The organism is Selenomonas sp. WCT3 (assembly GCA_900100835.1).
Classification (GTDB): Bacteria; Bacillota; Negativicutes; order Selenomonadales; family Selenomonadaceae; genus Selenomonas_A; species Selenomonas_A ruminantium_E.
The window spans coordinates 79,502-97,316 of record FNCM01000003.1 but is presented as its reverse complement, the minus strand read 5'-3'; the positions used below and the strand labels follow the sequence as shown (position 1 = coordinate 97,316).

General features: G+C 51.7%; 18 protein-coding genes. All 18 read right to left on the bottom strand.

All coding sequences use genetic code 11. The features are described 5' to 3' along the window. Window positions 1-65 precede the first annotated feature (65 nt). The 18 genes from BLQ36_RS03695 to tig all read right to left on the bottom strand — a co-directional run bounded on the left by BLQ36_RS03695 (window position 66) and on the right by tig (window position 17,758). Window positions 66-1,010 (bottom strand): ABC transporter substrate-binding protein, encoded by a 945-nt coding sequence (locus tag BLQ36_RS03695; protein WP_074514035.1) that lies wholly within the window; start codon window positions 1,008-1,010, stop codon window positions 66-68. Window positions 1,011-1,029: 19 nt separating this feature from the next. Next, a complete protein-coding gene (locus BLQ36_RS03690) occupies window positions 1,030-1,836 on the bottom strand; it encodes an ABC transporter ATP-binding protein (RefSeq protein WP_074514034.1) in 807 nt (268 codons plus the stop codon). Between the two features lie 2 nt (window positions 1,837-1,838). Next, entirely contained in the window at window positions 1,839-2,855 is a 1,017-nt protein-coding gene (locus BLQ36_RS03685) for a FecCD family ABC transporter permease (protein ID WP_074514033.1), read from the bottom strand. Window positions 2,856-2,879: 24 nt separating this feature from the next. Then, entirely contained in the window at window positions 2,880-4,838 is a 1,959-nt protein-coding gene (locus BLQ36_RS03680) for a TonB-dependent receptor plug domain-containing protein (RefSeq protein ID WP_074514032.1), read from the bottom strand. A 36-nt stretch (window positions 4,839-4,874) separates the two neighbouring features. Continuing rightward, complete coding sequence (locus tag BLQ36_RS03675) at window positions 4,875-5,618, bottom strand: ABC transporter permease (protein ID WP_074514031.1); 744 nt, start codon at window positions 5,616-5,618, stop codon at window positions 4,875-4,877. After that, a complete protein-coding gene (locus BLQ36_RS03670; RefSeq protein WP_074514030.1) occupies window positions 5,615-6,352 on the bottom strand; it encodes an ABC transporter ATP-binding protein in 738 nt (245 codons plus the stop codon). The genes BLQ36_RS03675 and BLQ36_RS03670 overlap by 4 nt, the downstream gene beginning before the upstream one ends. Window positions 6,353-6,379: 27 nt before the next feature. After that, a complete protein-coding gene (locus BLQ36_RS03665; protein ID WP_074514029.1) occupies window positions 6,380-6,892 on the bottom strand; it encodes a flavodoxin family protein in 513 nt (170 codons plus the stop codon). A gap of 8 nt (window positions 6,893-6,900) precedes the next feature. Beyond that, window positions 6,901-7,668, bottom strand: a complete 768-nt coding sequence (locus BLQ36_RS03660; RefSeq protein ID WP_081342203.1) for a TonB family protein — start codon at window positions 7,666-7,668, stop codon at window positions 6,901-6,903. A gap of 8 nt (window positions 7,669-7,676) precedes the next feature. After that, complete coding sequence (locus tag BLQ36_RS03655) at window positions 7,677-8,075, bottom strand: ExbD/TolR family protein (RefSeq protein WP_074514027.1); 399 nt, start codon at window positions 8,073-8,075, stop codon at window positions 7,677-7,679. Further along, a complete protein-coding gene (locus tag BLQ36_RS03650) occupies window positions 8,062-8,724 on the bottom strand; it encodes a MotA/TolQ/ExbB proton channel family protein (RefSeq protein ID WP_074514026.1) in 663 nt (220 codons plus the stop codon). The genes BLQ36_RS03655 and BLQ36_RS03650 overlap by 14 nt, the downstream gene beginning before the upstream one ends. A 48-nt stretch (window positions 8,725-8,772) precedes the next feature. Continuing rightward, on the bottom strand, window positions 8,773-10,212 hold the full coding sequence (gene hutW, locus BLQ36_RS03645; protein ID WP_074514025.1) for a heme anaerobic degradation radical SAM methyltransferase ChuW/HutW: 1,440 nt from the start codon (window positions 10,210-10,212) through the stop codon (window positions 8,773-8,775). 194 nt (window positions 10,213-10,406) lie between these two features. Then, window positions 10,407-10,895 (bottom strand): Lrp/AsnC family transcriptional regulator, encoded by a 489-nt coding sequence (locus BLQ36_RS03640; protein WP_074514024.1) that lies wholly within the window; start codon window positions 10,893-10,895, stop codon window positions 10,407-10,409. A gap of 21 nt (window positions 10,896-10,916) precedes the next feature. Then, on the bottom strand, window positions 10,917-11,375 hold the full coding sequence (locus BLQ36_RS03635; RefSeq protein WP_074514023.1) for an AsnC family transcriptional regulator: 459 nt from the start codon (window positions 11,373-11,375) through the stop codon (window positions 10,917-10,919). Window positions 11,376-11,430: 55 nt separating this feature from the next. Next, window positions 11,431-12,057: a ribosome biogenesis GTP-binding protein YihA/YsxC gene (yihA, locus tag BLQ36_RS03630; protein ID WP_074514022.1), complete on the bottom strand. Its 627-nt coding sequence runs from the start codon at window positions 12,055-12,057 to the stop codon at window positions 11,431-11,433. A gap of 89 nt (window positions 12,058-12,146) precedes the next feature. Then, a complete protein-coding gene (gene lon, locus BLQ36_RS03625) occupies window positions 12,147-14,453 on the bottom strand; it encodes an endopeptidase La (protein WP_074514021.1) in 2,307 nt (768 codons plus the stop codon). A 102-nt stretch (window positions 14,454-14,555) separates the two neighbouring features. Then, window positions 14,556-15,821 carry an ATP-dependent Clp protease ATP-binding subunit ClpX gene (gene clpX, locus BLQ36_RS03620; protein ID WP_074514020.1) on the bottom strand — a complete coding sequence of 422 codons (1,266 nt, stop codon included), beginning with the start codon at window positions 15,819-15,821 and terminating at the stop codon, window positions 14,556-14,558. 9 nt (window positions 15,822-15,830) lie between these two features. Then, on the bottom strand, window positions 15,831-16,442 hold the full coding sequence (clpP, locus tag BLQ36_RS03615) for an ATP-dependent Clp endopeptidase proteolytic subunit ClpP (RefSeq protein WP_074514019.1): 612 nt from the start codon (window positions 16,440-16,442) through the stop codon (window positions 15,831-15,833). A 26-nt stretch (window positions 16,443-16,468) separates the two neighbouring features. Beyond that, a complete protein-coding gene (tig, locus tag BLQ36_RS03610; protein WP_074514018.1) occupies window positions 16,469-17,758 on the bottom strand; it encodes a trigger factor in 1,290 nt (429 codons plus the stop codon). Window positions 17,759-17,815 lie beyond the last annotated feature (57 nt).

Here is a 17,815-nt window from a genome sequence, read left to right as displayed (position 1 = left end):
TTCTACCATAAAAAAGCGGTAAAAAAAAGCCATCCTTATCATCCAAACACAATCACAGTCCTATATCAAGGATATAAGGCCTTAGCCAACACCTTCATCGCGTCGGCAGTCCGTATCCCCGGATTTACCGCGAAAAACTCATAGGGCAGCACATACACCTTTTCCCTCTGTACAGCCGCCACATTCTGCCAAACCTCATTGGCAGCCAGTTCCTGCCGCAGTTTACTTTCCAGTTCTGCCGCGTTGCCATGGGTGATGACAAAAATCACCTGGGGATTTTCCCGGGCCACAAACTCCATACTAAGGGGCAAATAACCACCATCGCCAACAGCTCTATCGGCAATATTTCCACCGCCTAATTCATTCAGCAGATTTCCTGTGAAACACTTGGCCGTTCCCATGTTGAAACTTTCCGGAGAGCCGAAGATAATTAAACTCTTAGGCGGCGTTTTTCCTGCGGCCCGTTGTTTAACCGAAGCAATATCCGCTGTAAGCTTCTCTACCACCTCCTGCGCCTGGGCTTCTTTGCCCGTCAGTGAACCATAAAAACCCAGCGCTGTCTTCAAGTCCTCAATGCTGTCCAGGGACTGCACGTATAGGGGAATCCCTGCCTGGGACAAGGTATCTGCCAAATTCGTATGATAGGGCACATTGGTGCCGATGACTAAATCCGGTTTTAAACTAAGGATTTTCTCCACATCCGGCGAATGAATGATTCCAACTTCTTCTGCTCCGGCCACCGCTTCCGCTACACTAGGGGATAGTGCCTGGGACACTGGCTTTCCCACCACCGCCTGCGCGCCGCCAGCGGCAACGTAAAGATCCAAATTGGACGCATTGAGGATAACCACCCGTTGAGGATGCTTTGGAATCGTCACCTCGCGCCCAGCACTATCAATTACCTGACGGGTATCCGTTTCCTTGACTGCCGTCTCTGCCCGCGGCAATAGCCAGCAAGCCACCACGCCCAGCAAGCAAAGCAATGCCAGCAGGCCCATTAGTTTTCGCATAATTATCTCCTTTTATCGCTCATAATCCCATCACTGCCGACGGAAAAAATACCTGTTGCACCTCTCCCTGTACCTCTACGGTCTTGATTTCGTTTTCCACGCCATACAACTGACGCACTAACTCACAGGAAAAGACCTCATCCACCTCACCATCAGCAAGAATACGCCCTTCTTTCATGGCCACCAGCCGCTGGCTATAGCGAACGGCCTGATTTAGGTCGTGCAAGACCATAACCACCGTCAGCCCCGTTTCTTCATGGAGCTTTGTCACAATTGCCATAAGTTCCAACTGATGACAAATGTCTAAATAAGTGGTCGGTTCGTCCAAAAGCAAGATTTGCGGCTCCTGCACCAACGCCAGCGCCAATCGCGCCCGCTGGCGTTCGCCACCGGACAGCTCCCCCATTGAACGCTGGGCAAATGCCTCCAGTCCAGTAAGCTCCATCATCTTTTGACAGATGACATCATCGCCTGCCTGCCAAGAACTCCAAAAACTGCGGTAGGGAAGCCGCCCCATGCGAAGCACCTCAGCCACCGTTAAATCCGGCGGTATCGAAGCACTCTGGGGCATAAAGGCAATTTTTTGGGCCACCTCTTTTTCCGGAAGGGCCCATAAATCTTTTCCCTGCAGCTTGAGGCTGCCTGCCCCTGGCCGAAGCAATCTGGCCAGCGCTTTTAAGAGGGTCGATTTGCCCGAACCATTCGGCCCAATTATCGCCGTGATTTCCGCCCGGTGAATGGCAAGATTCAAACCATCGGCCACCACCTTGCCACCATAATCCAAGCGCAGCTTCTCCGCCAAAAGCAGGGTTTCGTGTTCTGCCATCTTTAGCGCCCCCTTTGCATGCCCTGCCGCAGCAGGTACAGGAAAAACGGCGCTCCCAAAAACGACATGAAAACGCCCACGGGAATTTCTATAGGAGCAAAGGCAACTCGGGCCGCTGCATCTGCCCCCACCACTAGGGCCGCCCCCCAGATCGCCGCTGATGGCAGCAAATAGTCAAAATCTGCCCCCGTCAGCAGCCGCACCATATGGGGAATTACCAGCCCCACAAAGCCCAGCATACCGGCCACGCTGACGGCCGATGCCGCCAGCAAAGCGGCCAACACCAGCAAATAGAGGCGCACGCGTTCCACGCGCACCCCCAGACTGCGTGCTGTCTCCTCTCCCATCTGCAAGGCATTTAGCCAACGGCTGCCAGCAAAAGTTCCCGCCAGCCCTAGGAGCGTATAGGGAAGCACCATATACACATGACTCCAAGTCCTAGCCGCAAAGCCCCCTGCCATCCAGTTGACTGTTCCCTGCACCCGATCGGAATAAAACACCATCAACGCCGTCATAGCACCGCCGAAGAAAGCTGCCACTGCCACTCCGGCCAGCACCATGCGCAGCGGATGAATCCCATTTTCCCAGGACAGGAAAAACACCAAGGCCACCGCTGCCAACGCCCCCACAAAAGCGGCCATTGGCACCAGCGAGGCCAAATTGGGCAGTAGAATCATAACAGCCATTGCCGCCAGTCCCGCCCCTGCTGACACCCCGATAATCCCTGGGTCTGCCAAGGGATTGCGCAAAATCCCCTGCAGGATACAGCCAGCCAGTGCCAGATTTACGCCGGTCAAAGCCCCGGTAATCAAACGTGGCAAACGGACGTGGTAGAGAATCGTAAAATTTTCCTGCCCAGCCCCCCCAGACAAAATCTGCCAGGCTGACAGCGGTGAAAACACCGCTGCCCCCTGACAGATACTAAACAGCAACGCCGCTCCTAACAGGAGCAGGCCGCCAGCTAACGCCCAAAACCGTTTTCGTGCCTTAGGATGCACTGGTGTTACCGCAAGTTCCATCAAATAACCTCCCCAGAAAAACCGTTAAAACGTTACTTTCACACCACCACGCCAGATGCGTCCATCGTAATAGAGGATGTCATTTTTGCGATTGGTAAGATTGTTGATGCCAAAATAAGCACTGGCCTGTTTGCCGATTTTCTTATTGACCACCACATTCATAATGCTGGCACCAGTCGTGCCATTTTTACCGCTAGAAGAATAGTTATACCCATCCAACCAATCATTCCAAAGGGTTGCATCCAAGCCATGGGCCTTATCTTTATACAGGAGCTGCAGGGAAGTCTTGTGACGGGCGCGGCCGGTCAAGCGCTCCCCGCTGTTGTCATCGCGAGCATCGAGATAGGTATAGGTACTGCGCAGTGTGAAACGGCTGCCCAATTTCTGTTTTCCCTCAAACTCCACGCCCTGTACCGTGGCTTTATCAACATTTTCATATTTGCCGTTGGCGACCATACCGGTTCCCGGCACATAGCCCATCACCGTATTGAGATTGATGAGGTCATCGACTTTGTTGTGGAAATACGTTACTTTGCCTGACGTACGGCCTTTTTCCGCCTCAAAGCCGCCATCAAAAATCAAAGCCTTCTCCGGCTTTAAGTCCGGATTACCCTGGATGTTCACCGTCATACGAGCTGTCGGCGTGTGCTTCCAGAAGAAATAGAGTTCCGAAGCCGTCGGGGCGCGATAGGCCGAGCCGACATTTGCTTTGAAACGGGTATGTTTACTGAGTTTATATGTGGTACCGAGTTTGCCCGTTACTTCATTCCCAAAGGCATTGTTATGATCCCAACGCACCGAAGGAATCAACAGCCAGCGTTTGTTAGCGGCATATTCATCCTGCAAATAAAGCGCACCATAATCCATGGATACCTTGCCGATGTTATTGGTGATGCCCTCACGGGTTACCGTCCCTAGGGAACCATTTTTGATACGGGTGCTCTCATAATCTTCCTGACGGAATTCTCCACCAACGGTCAGCGTATTCCGGTCATCCAAATCAAAGGTGCGGCGGGCATCAGCCACATAGGAATTAAAGGTCATATCGTCAAAGCTGTTGAGTGCATTCGTCGTGCGATTACGCGTGCGCTGGTCCTTGTCAAAATACGTATAATAGGCCTGCGCTTCGTATTCGCCCAAATGGTCTTTTCCGGAATACTTCAAACCAGTGGAAAGACGGCGGTGGTCATAATCGGTACCGGCCGCTGCCGAATCAATCATATAGAGATCCTCGTACAAATGGCTGACAAAGAAATCCAGTTTTTTATTTTCTGCCACATCCATGCGGCCATCAAGGCCAAAGTAATAGCGCTGGCCATATTGATTCGACGAAGCACCACTCATGCGGCGGCGTACATCCGACACCTTGCCGTTCATGGCCCAGGCCCATTTGCCATCCTTGCCTAAATCATAACGGAATCCCGTATCCTGCTGACGGGAAGTCCAATCCACCGAAGCAGAACCACCTGGATTGCCGGGCTTTTTCGTGATGATGTTGATGACACCACCCAAAGCATCGGAACCGTAGAGGGAGCTTACTGCACCGCGCACGATTTCCACGCGCTCCACCTCATCCATATTGACGCGCTGCAGCTCGTAATAGTTCTGAGTCTCGCTGGTGTTTTCCGTGCGCACCCGGCGGCCATCAATCAGAATAAGGGTCTGGTTGGTATTCATCCCGCGGATGGAGGACTGATTGCCCACCATGCCATTTTCCAGTACGTTGATTCCCGTTGCCATCTCCAAGGCCTGGGCCAGGGTCTCGGCACCGGTGTTTTCAATATCTTCCCGAGTAATGACTTCCACCGCAGTCGGTGCTTCCTTCACCTGCTGCTCCGTCCGGGAGGCCGTTACCACCACATCCCGGGTCTGTATCGTATCGTCAGCAGCCGCCTCGGCTGCAACGCAACTTCCCATCGTCATGGTTCCTAAAACCGTTGCTGCGAATAAAGTGCGTTTCTTTTTTGCAAGTTTTCTAATCATGTAAATCCTCTTTCTCTAAAAATCTCAAAACATCCATCAAAATTCACTGTAGTTATGTACCCGATAGGTACTGTACAGATAAATAACCATCATAAAAAACACCAACGCGAAAGCGGCGATACCAGCCTCTCCCACCAAACTTGTGGCTTGCAACAACTGATTGGTAAGGGACAGCGGCAGAAATCGCACGATTTGCTGTACTACTGACGGCAAATTGGTAATGGGGAAAAAGGAACCGCAGAAAAATGTCATCGGCGTGATAAAGAAATTTATCACAATCGAAAACTGTTCCTGCCCCTTTATGGACAAGCCTACCGCTACTCCAAAGGCCGCAAAGGCAAAGGCGGTAAGCACCAGTCCCAGCAGTCCCGGCCCCGTTACTATCGCAATCCCAAAAAATAATTTTGCCGCCACAAAGACTACGGCTGCCGCCAGCAGCGCCCGGACCGTTCCCGCCAGGGCAATACCTAAAACAATGGCACCGTCATGAATGGGGCTCAGCCGCAAGACCGCAAAGGTGCGGTAATAAAACCTTGCCGCACTGACCGAAAGGGCTGTCTGCTGAAAGGCATTCATCATCACGGTTACGGCTAACATGCCCTTAGCCAAATAGGCGATATAACCACCGGCCACCGCTACGCTGTCCCCCAGGCCCCAGCCGAAGGCCAAGAGGTAAATCATCGGAAATAGCAGCCCTGAGAACAAATACCCCAGGCCGCCAATCCGACGGATGAGCATAAGCATTTCACGGTAAAAGACCGCTTGCACCCCTGCCATCATCCGATTCGCCTCCCTTCAAGGGCCAACGCCAGGAAGGCGTCTTCCAGGCTTATCTCCTGCTCCGGCGAAATCTGCTGACGTATGCCAGTTGTCGTCCCGGTATAGAGGACCTGTCCCGCCCGCAAAAAAGCAATCCGGTCACAAAGTTCCTCCGCCTCTTCCATGTAGTGCGTTGTCAAAAGCACCGTTTTGCCGGCGGCCTTTAAATTTCGAACCGCCTGCCAAATATCCTGACGCATATCCGGGTCAAGGCCGACACTTGGTTCATCTAGCAGCAGTACGTCAGGACTTGGCAGCATCGCCCGGGCAATCATCGCCCGCCGCTTCATCCCACCGGACAGCTTCTCGGGATATTTTTTGCGCCAGCTGCCAATTTGAAACTGGCGACAAACCTCCTCCACCCGCGTCCGGGCATCGACAATACCATACAACTTAGCGGTGCACAACATGCTCTGCTCGATGGTCAGCTCACTTTCAAAGGTATTTTCCTGTGGTACCAGACCAATCAAGCGGCGGAATTTAACACTACGCCGAGCTGCATCTTCTCCGAATACGCGGATATGGCCAGCATCAGGCCGGGCCAGCCCAGCCATCAGGCGGATAAGCGTCGTCTTCCCGGCGCCATTGGGCCCCAACAGTCCCATGACTTCACCGGTCTTCATTTCCAGCGAAACATTGCGCAAAATCACTTGTCCATGGCGCGAGCAAGTCACCTGCTCCACTAACACCGACATAAACTTCCTCCCTTTATCCTTTGCTTCTCAGCCAGCTATCCACTCCTTCCGCCAATCGGCAAAATACGCCTGGGCAGCTGAAAGGTCTTCCGCATCAGGATGACTGGCGGCTTTTTCAATTCGCGCCAACCGCTCCGCTGTCATAGCATGAGGATGCCCTTCCGGAAACATCTTTTTCATCATTGACACCATTTCATCCGACACCTTCCCTTGACAGATAAATTGACCGGTCAAGGTACAGCCTGGCCCCAAAAGTTTTGCCGCATTCGCTAGGCACTGCCGCGCATGGTCTGAATCCGGTTCAGCCCCCAGAGTGGCAAAGAGCGCCACCTGCTTGTTGGTAATCTTTGACAGATAGGCTTTCATGGCCGCATCAGCGGTGCCCTTATCCACCCAGAATCCCGCCACAATCCAATCATAGTCATCGGGGGACGGCGCATCTGTCACCGCCACGGGCTCTACCCCCAGCGTTTCCCCAATAGCCATGGCAACCTTTTTCGTATTGCCCGTTTTGCTAGAATAAACAACCAATAATTTCATAAATCCTCCTACCCTTGCAAATCAAAATGAATCGGAACAGTCAGCGTTATGCTTTTACCAGCCCCATGGGAAAAGGGACAAGACTGCTGAACGGCCTGCATGGCAGCGTTATCCAGCAGACTGCTGCCAGCTGAGCCACTGACATAAGCACTGGCCAAATCCCCGTCGGCAGAAATCGTGACCGTAACCCGCACCACACCAGTCTGCCCACGTTTCACCGCCATATACGGATATTCTTTATTTCCTTCGACACGAGCGGCAAAGCGGCTGGCAATACTTGCTAAGGTTTCTGACGGGCCGCTGCCAGCACCGCTGTCTCCTGCGACTGGGGCGCTGTCACCGGAGCCTGTACTGGTTTTGCCAGCCGCCTTCCCTGCAGTGCCCAAAGTACCACTGCCAGTACCGCTTTCGCCGGTGCTTCCCACTGGCACCCCATCACCGTTGGCTGCCGGAGTCTCTGTAGATGGCGCCACCATCCCATCATCGCTGCCACCACTGGGCTGGTTCACCGGGTCGCTATTGGCAGGACTCTGCGCTGGCGGTTTCCAGACGGAATTTTCGGCAAAGGGGTTCAGACTTCCCGCTTGAGGCACATGGCGCTCTGGCAGCTCATCTGGACTTACCTCCATTTCCACTTCAGCCACAGGTGGCTCTGCCTGCCATTCGGGATGGAAGCTCATAAAAAGCCCCAAAGCCAACAAAATGACCCCATGGAAGGCACAGGACAGTGGCAGCGGCCTAACCCTTCTTTTTAACGATAAACGAACGACTGTCATACCATGCCTCACTGTTTCGCCGCCAGGCTGATGCGCTGAATCCCTGAGGTTTTCAACTCATCCATCACGGCAATAAAGGTGCCATAATCAACGGCCTTATCGGCCCGCAGGGTCACCACCAGATCAGCGGTTTTCGCCTCACTTGCCAATTTGGCCTTGAGCTGTGGCAAATCCATAGCATCCTTGCCCAAATACAACTTGCCATCGGCAGACACCGTTACCTGAAAGCTTTTGACCACATCCTGTTTGGCACTGGCCGCGGCTGGCAGATTTACCGGAATGCTTTCCTGAGTTGTCATATAAAGGGTACTCATCATAAAAAACACCAGCAGGAAAAAGATGATATCAATCATCGGAATAATCATAATCTGTGGCGTTTGCGACATTCTGGCATTATGCAGCCTCATGCTTTTCCTGCCCCCGTTTCACAATCCGTTCCGCCGTACCAGCACTAAGCTTGTCCTCCAGCCAAGTGCCCAAGCGTTCCATGTCCGTTACCATGCCATCGAGCCGATAGCCAAAATAACTGTGTCCGAGAAGGGCAAAGGTTGCCACTGCCAACCCCGTCACCGTAGCAATCAAGGCCTCGCCCACACCACCAGTAATCGCCATGGGGGAACCGGCCTGCAGATTGAAAACGGAAAAAGTCTGAATCATCCCGATAACGGTTCCCATAAGGCCCAGAATCGGCGCCAACGTAACCATCATTCCCAGCAATGGCAGTCCCTTCTTCAGTTGCGCGGCTTCCAATTGAGCAGCTCCTTCAATCGCCAGCTCAACGCTTTTCCCCTTCAGTCGGGCCTTAAAGGCCGCAGCCGTCAGTTTATCCAAGGACGTGTGCCGCTTTTGATACAGTTCTGCCGCTTCTGCCAGACTATTCGTCTGCAAAACCTGCCGGACTTCTGCCGCATGCTGCTTAAAATCTGTCTGACGGCTGCGATAATAACGCATGCGGTCGATAATCACCGTACCGGCACCAATCGAAGCCAACAACAGCAAATACATCACCGCACCACCTTGTGAAAACCAGTGGCCAATTGTCATCAAAACCTCCATGGCTAACCTCCTATAATAATAATCATTATCATAATAGAAACAAAAAAATTAACTCTCTGCCATTTTCGCCATTATTTTCTCCCGCATTGCCGGGGGCATCCAAGCTGGCAATGACATCGGCTCTTCCTTATCCTTCATGACTACTTGAGCTGCTTCAACCAAACTCTGGGTCAGACTGATATACCAGAATTCTCCTGCTTTCGTCAACCGATAAACGCCTAAATCCTCTGTCATCAACCCGCGCTGCTGCCAAAGAGTCAAAAGGATTTCCAACTCCTCTAAACGACAGTCCAGCATGCTGAGCCGCCGGAAGTCCACAAATCCCTTTTCCAAATCGGCGATGATGTTGTCGGCAGCCTGCTTTAACTTTGGTTCCACCTGCCGTGCTAACATCATCAGGGGCTTTTCCCCTTTGGCTCTAGCGGCATGATATGCCTTTAGCTCCCGAAGCTGCATAAAGGTCAGGCCGCCAAAGTTGCCACCAGCACCACAGCCGAAGGGATAGATAGCTGCACCGGTCTTAGCCAAAGTATTGTAGAGGCTTCGCTCCCGTTTGCTGCGCCGGAAATGGCAAAGGCTTAACCGCTCCACACCTGCAGCCAGCAAATAGTCACGTGCCGCCACATACATATCCGCCTGCTCAGCCACCGTCGCACACGGCGGCACACTGCCATTTGCCACTGCCTTATCCAACGGCCCGTTGGGAAAGACATTTAGCTGGTATAAATCCATGCCATCCACATTCGCCAGCTCCAGTGTCCTGACATCTTCCATCCACGTCTCCATAGTCTGCCCTGGCAATCCGTAAATCAAATCCACAATTACCGTGACATCGTAGGTTTTCAGCAAAGCCAACCGCCTTAGCACTTCTTCCCGGGAATCAATGCGGCCCACCCGTTGGCGCAAAACCGTGTCAAAGGACTGCACCCCCAAGGAAATACGATTGACGCCATGGGAAAGCCAGGCTTCAATTTTCTCAGGCACCAAATCATGGACGCGCCCCTCCAAAGTCACCTCACAGTCTGGCACCAAGGAAAAACTGCGCTGAATTGCAGCCAGCAGCCGGCTGGCATTAACCGCCGACAAGGATGTAGGCGTTCCGCCGCCGATAAAAACTGCCTTGATAGGCGTGTTGCGCAGCTGAACCGCTCCCGCTTCCGCCGCAATTTCTGCCACCAGGTCATCCACGTAGGCATCTTCCACTTCCTGCCGGCTGGCATTTTGGTAAAACCCACAGTAGAGACACCGTGTCTGGCAAAAAGGTATGTGAATGTAAACCGCGTGCTGGCTGCTAAGGTCCGCCGGCTGCTGCATGGCTGCCTGCCAAACCTGCTGTTGCCTGGCCGGCATTATCGCTTCACCAATCAATCCTGCGTGTACCACGCGCTTGTGGGAAAAGGCCTGATGCAGGGAGTCCTCCGTGTCCCGCCCTAGCAATGCCTGCCGTTTCTCTTGCGGCAATCCCGTCAAATAAGCTTCTAACTTCATACGAATGCCCTCAATCCTCCTAAAATATGAATGATGTTCATTTTTGAATCTTATTCGTAACTGATAGTTATTATCAATTACGCATGCATTATATTATCATTAATGATAATGATTGTCAATATCTTTTACTGCAATTAAAAAAGCCCGGCAGACCGAACATTATTTGTTCTTGTCTACCGGACTTTTGCTCTTCTTTATTTTTCCATAAAATACCGCATCGAAGTTTTTTTCCATTCCTTTTTGGAATACAACATCGTATGCTCATAAACCTTGCACGCTTTTCCGAGTTCTTCCACAATGCGCTCACATTCTTCGCGGCTATGGCCATGAACCATCGTATAAAGATTATACGGCCAATCCGGCGCTGTATTGCGGTCATAACAATGGGATACCGATGGACTTGCTGCCATTTTTTTTGCAATCTCATCCAACTGCTCCGCGGGAACAGCCCAAGCCACCAAGACGTTGGCGCGGAACCCCACTTCCCGATGACGCAGCACCGCTCCCATCTTACGAATCACATTGCTCTCTTCCATTTTTTTCACGCAGGCCAGAAAATCCTCTTTCGAGATCCCCACTTGGTCCGCCAGCACTTGATAAGGATCGGACACCAAAGGAAAATCCCCCTGAAGCGCCCGAATGACTTTCTTATCGAGCTCTGTCATTGCAACTTCTTGTGCCATTTCTCTTACCCCAACATCCCTTTAATGCAGTTTAAACTGCACGTTAATTTTATATTTTTTGTTTGCCTTTAAGTTCAACAGGTCTTCCACGCCTGGAAGAGCCTCGACCTCATCGAGAATCTGCTTTTCCATCTCCAGACAAGGTGTCAGTAAGGTAAACCACAGATTATAACGCCCTTCACGCTCGTAGTTATGCGTGGCTCCCGGATACTGGTTAATGGCTTCTGCTACCGACTCCATATAAGCGGGATCTACTTTTAGCGCCACCAGCGTTCCCTTGTAACCTAGCTTATTGGAATTGAAAAACGTTCCAATCCGGCGCAGGTACCCCTCCTGCTTCAAGTGCTGCAGCCGACTCAAAACCGTCTGCTCATCCGCCCCGAGCTGCTCGGCCAACACGGCAAATGGATGGCTGCATACCGGCAGATTTCCCTGCAACAGGTTGAGTAAAGATTTGTCAAACGACGTAAGCTCTGTCATGGTATACCTCCCCTTCAATCCGATAGATATGAATCAGATTCACATTTCTTTACTCTTATTCTACCAAACTATCCCCGATAACGTCAAGCAAATCTGAACGGCCTTCATTTTTTAACGACGAATAGGGCAGTACGGGAACCTCAGCTATCCCCAGCTTTCTCTTGATAGCCGCGATATTCTTTTGGCGGGCATTCTTGCCAATCTTGTCCGCCTTAGTGGCTACAATGAGTACCGGGATGTTGTTCTTTACCAACCATTCGAACATCTCCACATCTGACGCCATGGGGTCATGACGAATGTCGATGAGCTGGCAGACAAATTGAAGCCGCGGTGAAGTCAGGAAATATTCTTCGATAAACTTCGACCAAATCTTGCGCTTCTCCTTGCCGGTCTTGGCGTAACCATATCCCGGCAAATCCACGAGATAAAAGGCCTTACGGCCTTCCACGCCTTCGATTTTGACCCCGACTTCAAAGAAGTTGATGGTCTGAGTCTTGCCTGGCTGTGACGACACCCGGGCCAGGTTGTTGACACGGGTAAGGGAATTAATAAGGGACGACTTGCCCACATTAGAACGCCCGATAAAAACGATTTCGGGCAAGTCATTTTCCGGATACTGATCCGGTTTTACCGCCGAGGCTATATATTTCCCCTGCGTTATGATTACACGGTCTTTGGCCATTTTTTCATCTCCTTAGCGAAAAAAGCCGTCCCCAAAGGGACGCCATCAGGCGCGGAATGCCAGTGCATCCCCGGGGTCGGCTTTTCTTTTTACATCAATGCAGTCTTTAATACCTGGTCCATCGTTTCCACCGGAACAAATTCCAGTTTTTCCCGAACGGATTCCGGAATATCCTCAATATCCCGTTCGTTATCCTTCGGCAGGATGATAGTCTTCATCCCCTCGCGATAAGCAGCTAGAACTTTTTCCTTGAGGCCGCCAATGGGCAGCACCGTTCCCCGCAGGGTAATTTCGCCGGTCATAGCCACATCACTGCGGACTTTGCGGCCCGTCAACGCCGAAACCATGGCGGTAGCCATCGTAATACCAGCAGACGGCCCGTCCTTCGGGATTGCTCCTTCCGGCAGATGGATATGGATATCTTCTTTTTCATAGAAATCCTCCGGCAGCTTCAGCTTGTCCGAGCAGCTCCGGATATAAGTAAGGCCAGCCTGAGCAGATTCCTGCATAACATCCCCCAGTTGACCGGTCAAAATCAGTTTGCCCTTGCCCTTTAATACCGATACCTCCGTAGGCAGAATTGTACCACCTACTTCCGTCCAGGCCATGCCGGTTACCACACCGACCTGAGGCTTTTTGTTGGCCTTGCTGTCAACAAATTTAACTTTGCCGAGGAAATCCTTGAGATTTTTCTTGGAGACCTTAATCGGCGCTTCCTCTCCCTCGACAATCTTGCGGGCAGCCTTGCGGCATACCTGTCCGATGACCCGCTCCAATTCCCGGACGCCGGATTCTTTGGTGTAATCCTGGATGATTTTGGCCAGCACACCGGCGCCAAAATGGATATCCTTTGCCTTGAGGCCATTCTGTTCACGCTGACGCGCCACCAAATAGCGCTTGGCAATTTCAAGTTTTTCCAGTTCCGTATAGCTGGAAAGCTGGATGATTTCCATGCGGTCCCGCAGCGGACGCGGGATGTTGCCAAGATTGTTGGCGGTGACAATCCACATGACCTTGGAGAGGTCGAAGGGAACCTCAATATAGTGGTCACTAAAAGTGGAATTCTGTGCCGGGTCAAGAACCTCAAGCAAGGCTGCCGATGGGTCTCCATGGTAATCCATGTTGATTTTATCGACCTCATCCAGCAGGAACACCGGATTGCGAGTTCCCACATTGCGGATTCCTTCGATGATGCGCCCCGGCATTGCTCCTACATAAGTCCGGCGATGACCGCGAATCTCTGCTTCATCGCGAATGCCGCCTAGCGAAGCACGGATGAACTCGCGTCCCGTGGCCCTTGCCACAGAAGAAGCCAGGGAAGTCTTACCAACACCTGGCGGCCCCACCAGGCAAAGGATCGGCGCACTCTTATCCTTCGCCAGCTGATGGACAGCTAGATAATCCAGAATGCGGTCTTTGACTTTCTTCAAACCGTAGTGGTCATTATCCAGGATTTTCTGTGCTTTTTTGATATCCACATTGTCTTCCGACTCTTTGCGCCAAGGGAGTTCCAGCAGCCAATCTATGTAGTTGCGAATGACATTGTTTTCGGCATTCATGCCGCTCATGCCATCGAGACGGTTAATTTCCCGCTCAACAACCTTGCGGACCTCATCGGGGTAATCCCCCTCCGCCAGCTTTTCCCTGGCGTTTTCAATATCAGCGGTCTTACCGTCTTTGTCCCCCAGCTCTTCACGAATGGCCTTGATTTGTTCCCGCAGATAGTAATCCTTCTGGATTTTATCCATCTGCTTGCGAACCTTGCGGCCGATTTTATGCTCCAACTGCAGGATTTCCAATTCGCGGGTCAATACCTCATAGAGTTTTTCCAGACGCTCTTTGATGTCTATTGCGCCCAAAAGTTCCTGGCGAACCTCAAGTTTGAGATTCAAATGACTGGCAATAAGGTCAGCCAGCCGTCCCGCATCATCGATGATTGCTACCGACACCAGCGTCTCTGGCGGAATCTTTTTCGACAGCTTGACCCATTCTTCAAACTGATGAACCACCGCACGATTCAAAGCTTCCATCTTCATGGAAGTGTCAATCTTATCCTTGAATTCTTCGACATCCACTTCGGCATAAGTTTCCGTCTCACGGTAATCCCGGATAATCGCCCGATGCTGGCCTTCTACCAGAACGCGGACACTTTCCCCCGGCATTTTCACCAGCTGACGGATTTCAGCCACAGTCCCCACCGTATAGATATCTGCCAGACCAGGCTTATCCGTCTCGGCATCGAGCTGGGCCGTCAAAAAGATTTCCCGGTCTTCGACCATCGCCTGCTCCAACGCCGCCATCGAACGTTCCCTGCCCACATCCAGATGAATCATCATGTAGGGGAAAACCATCATACCGCGAAGCGGCAATAATGGCAAAGTACGTGTTTGCGTCATATGTATCCCTCCTTATTCGATATTTTCCATCCTTACATCAAAAATCTATTTCAAAAAGAACAAGGCGCTGCCTTAGCAGCGCCTCTTTCTATTAAGCTGCCATCAGGCAGTTTCCTCTTCGCTGTCCTTTGCTTTTTTCGCAACGGTCAGAACAGGGTCTTTCTTGGTGGTAACGACATCTTTCGTCACGCGGCAAGCCGTTACGCCCTGAATCGACGGCACATCATACATTACATTGCGCATGATGGCTTCGATAATAGAACGAAGGCCGCGAGCACCAGTCTTGCGCTTAAGCGCCTCCTTGGCAATCTGGCGAAGAGCATCGTCATCAAATTCCAGTTTGACGCCATCCATATCCAGAAGCTTCTGATACTGTTTCACCAGAGCATTCTTCGGCTTCGTCAAAATGCTGACAAGGGCCTCTTCATCCAAGGATTCCAGCGTGACAACCACCGGAAGGCGGCCAATGAACTCTGGAATAAGACCATGCTTCAACAAGTCCTCCGGCAAAAGCTTCCGCAGGCTGTCGCCTACACTGCGCTTGCGCTTGGACTTGATATCCGCACCGAATCCCATCTGCTTCTGGCCGAGGCGAGCCTCGATAACCTTCTCGATGCCATCAAAGGCACCACCGCAGATGAAGAGAATGTTCGTCGTATCAATCTGGATTAACTCCTGATGCGGATGCTTGCGGCCGCCCTGTGGCGGAACCGAAGCCGTTGTACCCTCAAGAATCTTCAGCAATGCCTGCTGAACGCCCTCACCGGATACATCGCGGGTAATCGACGGATTTTCCGACTTGCGGGCAATCTTATCGATTTCATCGATGTAGATGATACCACGCTCGGCCTTTTCCACATCATAATCCGCAGCCTGAATGAGTTTCAAGAGAATATTCTCTACATCCTCGCCCACATAGCCAGCTTCGGTAAGTGATGTAGCATCGGCGATGGCAAAGGGAACATTCAGAATGCGCGCCAGAGTCTGCGCCAGCAGCGTTTTGCCGCTGCCGGTCGGCCCCAGCATGAGGATATTGGACTTCTGCAGTTCAACATCTTCGCTTTTGGTAGAACCCATGGTAACGCGTTTGTAATGGTTGTAGACAGCAACAGCCAAACTCTTTTTGGCCTCATCCTGTCCGATTACATACTGGTCAAGGGTAGCACGGATGTCCTTCGGTTTTGGGACGTCCTTAAGCTCTACCTCTACATCTTCGCTGAATTCCTCTTCAATGATTTCATTGCAGAGTTCAATACACTCATCGCAGATATAGACACCCGGACCAGCAACCAGCTTGCGCACCTGCTCCTGGGTCTTGCCACAGAAGGAGCACTTGAGCTGACCTTTTTCATCCCCAAACTTCAACATGCCACCCCCTTAATCCTTAGATTCCGATTTCTTGCTCTTCTTAGGACGAACAATAACTTCATCAACCAGCCCATAAGCCTTAGCCTCTTCAGCAGTCATGAAATTATCGCGTTCCGTATCTTTATTAACCTCTTCAACCGTTTTGCCGGTAGCATTCACGATGATATCGTTGATAACATCGCGGATACGCTGGATCTCGCGAGCCTGGATCTGAATATCCGTCGACTGGCCCTGCGCACCGCCCAGCGGCTGATGGATCATAATACGCGAATTCGGCAGGGCAAAACGCTTGCCCTTGGCACCTGCCGTCAGCAGCAGCGAGCCCATGCTGGCTGCCTGACCGATGCAGATGGTCGATACGTCCGGTTTGATATACTGCATGGTATCGTAGATAGCCAAGCCTGCAGTGACCACGCCACCTGGGCTATTGATGTAGAGATAGATGTCCTTATCCGGGTCCTCAGACTCGAGGAACAGGAGCTGTGCCACAACTACATTGGCTACATTGTCGTCAATCGGACCGCCCAGAAAAATGATGCGGTCTTTAAGGAGACGCGAATAAATATCATAAGCGCGCTCCCCACGACTGGACTGTTCTACGACCATAGGTACATAACTCATTGAAATACCCCCATTATCAGGGCTGCTTATTCAGCAATGTTGTCGATAATGAACTGTGCCGTTTTCTTGCGGAGAACGGAAGCAGCCAGATCACCGATGCGGCCCTGCTCCTTGATGATTTTCTGGACCTGCTGCGGCGTAGCACCATAAGCAGCTGCCATAGCAGCGACCTCAGCATCCAAATCTTTAGCTTCGACTTTGATATCCTCAGCCTTAGCAACTTCTTCCAGCATGAGATCCGTCTTAACGTTCTTCTCAGCCGTCTCACGATAGTCTTCACGAATCTTTGCGATATCCGTGCCAGCATACTGCAGATACTGTTCGAGCTTCATGCCCTGCTGCTCAAGACGCATAGCCATTTCCTGGATCATGGACGTTACGCGGTTGTCAATCATGACAGCCGGGATATCAACCGTGATGTTGTTCGTAGCCTGCTCGATAGCAGCGCTCTTCTGGTCGTTCTCTGCTTTGCGCTCAGCATTCTCCTGCAGGTTCTTGCGGATATCAGCCTTAAGCTCATCGAGCGTCTCGAAGGTGCTTACTTTCTTAGCGAGTTCATCATCGATAGCCGGCAGCTCTTTCTGTTTGATGCTGCGGACCGTGCATTTGAACGTAGCATCTTTGCCAGCCAGTTCTTTTGCATGGTATTCTTCCGGGAATTTAACGTTTACTTCTTTTTCTTCGCCAATCTTAGCGCCAATCAGCTGCTCCTCGAAGCCCGGGATGAAGCTGCCGGAACCAATCTGCAGCGGGTAATCCGTGCCCTTGCCGCCCTCGAAAGCTTCGCCATCAACAAAGCCCTCGAAATCCAGCGTCGTGAAGTCGCCATCAGCAACAGCAGCGCCTTCCGGAGCATCAACCATCTTGCCCTGACGATCCTGGAAGTTCTTGAGCTGTTTCTCAACGTCTTCGTCTTTAATCTCTACAGCAGCCTTCTCAACTTTGAGGCCTTTATACTCGCCCAGTTTAACTTCCGGACGCGGCGTAACCGTAGCTTTGAATACGAGGTCTTTGCCCTCTTCGAGGGTAACGATATCAATGTTCGGACGGGTAACCGGATCGATTTTCTGCTCTTCCAGAGCATCGCCGAATGCTTTCGGAGCTACGAGATCGAAAGCTTCCTGCATTACTGCATCTTTACCAACGTGGCGCTCAACGATCATACGCGGAGCTTTGCCTTTACGGAAACCCGGGATATTTACACGGTTAGCCAGGCGTTTGCATGCACGCTCAACTGCCTTGGAAACCTCTGTTGCTTCAACCTCAATCGTCAGAGTAACCTGCTGGTTCTCACCATTCTCAACCGTAACTTTCATTGTCTGAAATGACCTCCTGTAATATCTGTTTCTTAGGTAGTGACAACCCAAAGCCAC

What these genes read in the sequence shown, in the direction of transcription:
- BLQ36_RS03695 (WP_074514035.1), bottom strand. Translation starts at nt 1,010, where the DNA reads ATGCGAAAACTAATGGGCCTGCTGGCATTGCTTTGCTTGCTGGGCGTG.
- BLQ36_RS03690 (WP_074514034.1), bottom strand. Translation starts at nt 1,836, where the DNA reads ATGGCAGAACACGAAACCCTGCTTTTGGCGGAGAAGCTGCGCTTGGAT.
- BLQ36_RS03685 (WP_074514033.1), bottom strand. Translation starts at nt 2,855, where the DNA reads ATGGAACTTGCGGTAACACCAGTGCATCCTAAGGCACGAAAACGGTTT.
- BLQ36_RS03680 (WP_074514032.1), bottom strand. Translation starts at nt 4,838, where the DNA reads ATGATTAGAAAACTTGCAAAAAAGAAACGCACTTTATTCGCAGCAACG.
- BLQ36_RS03675 (WP_074514031.1), bottom strand. Translation starts at nt 5,618, where the DNA reads ATGATGGCAGGGGTGCAAGCGGTCTTTTACCGTGAAATGCTTATGCTC.
- BLQ36_RS03670 (WP_074514030.1), bottom strand. Translation starts at nt 6,352, where the DNA reads ATGTCGGTGTTAGTGGAGCAGGTGACTTGCTCGCGCCATGGACAAGTG.
- BLQ36_RS03665 (WP_074514029.1), bottom strand. Translation starts at nt 6,892, where the DNA reads ATGAAATTATTGGTTGTTTATTCTAGCAAAACGGGCAATACGAAAAAG.
- BLQ36_RS03660 (WP_081342203.1), bottom strand. Translation starts at nt 7,668, where the DNA reads ATGACAGTCGTTCGTTTATCGTTAAAAAGAAGGGTTAGGCCGCTGCCA.
- BLQ36_RS03655 (WP_074514027.1), bottom strand. Translation starts at nt 8,075, where the DNA reads ATGAGGCTGCATAATGCCAGAATGTCGCAAACGCCACAGATTATGATT.
- BLQ36_RS03650 (WP_074514026.1), bottom strand. Translation starts at nt 8,724, where the DNA reads ATGGAGGTTTTGATGACAATTGGCCACTGGTTTTCACAAGGTGGTGCG.
- hutW (WP_074514025.1), bottom strand. Translation starts at nt 10,212, where the DNA reads ATGAAGTTAGAAGCTTATTTGACGGGATTGCCGCAAGAGAAACGGCAG.
- BLQ36_RS03640 (WP_074514024.1), bottom strand. Translation starts at nt 10,895, where the DNA reads ATGGCACAAGAAGTTGCAATGACAGAGCTCGATAAGAAAGTCATTCGG.
- BLQ36_RS03635 (WP_074514023.1), bottom strand. Translation starts at nt 11,375, where the DNA reads ATGACAGAGCTTACGTCGTTTGACAAATCTTTACTCAACCTGTTGCAG.
- yihA (WP_074514022.1), bottom strand. Translation starts at nt 12,057, where the DNA reads ATGGCCAAAGACCGTGTAATCATAACGCAGGGGAAATATATAGCCTCG.
- lon (WP_074514021.1), bottom strand. Translation starts at nt 14,453, where the DNA reads ATGACGCAAACACGTACTTTGCCATTATTGCCGCTTCGCGGTATGATG.
- clpX (WP_074514020.1), bottom strand. Translation starts at nt 15,821, where the DNA reads ATGTTGAAGTTTGGGGATGAAAAAGGTCAGCTCAAGTGCTCCTTCTGT.
- clpP (WP_074514019.1), bottom strand. Translation starts at nt 16,442, where the DNA reads ATGAGTTATGTACCTATGGTCGTAGAACAGTCCAGTCGTGGGGAGCGC.
- tig (WP_074514018.1), bottom strand. Translation starts at nt 17,758, where the DNA reads ATGAAAGTTACGGTTGAGAATGGTGAGAACCAGCAGGTTACTCTGACG.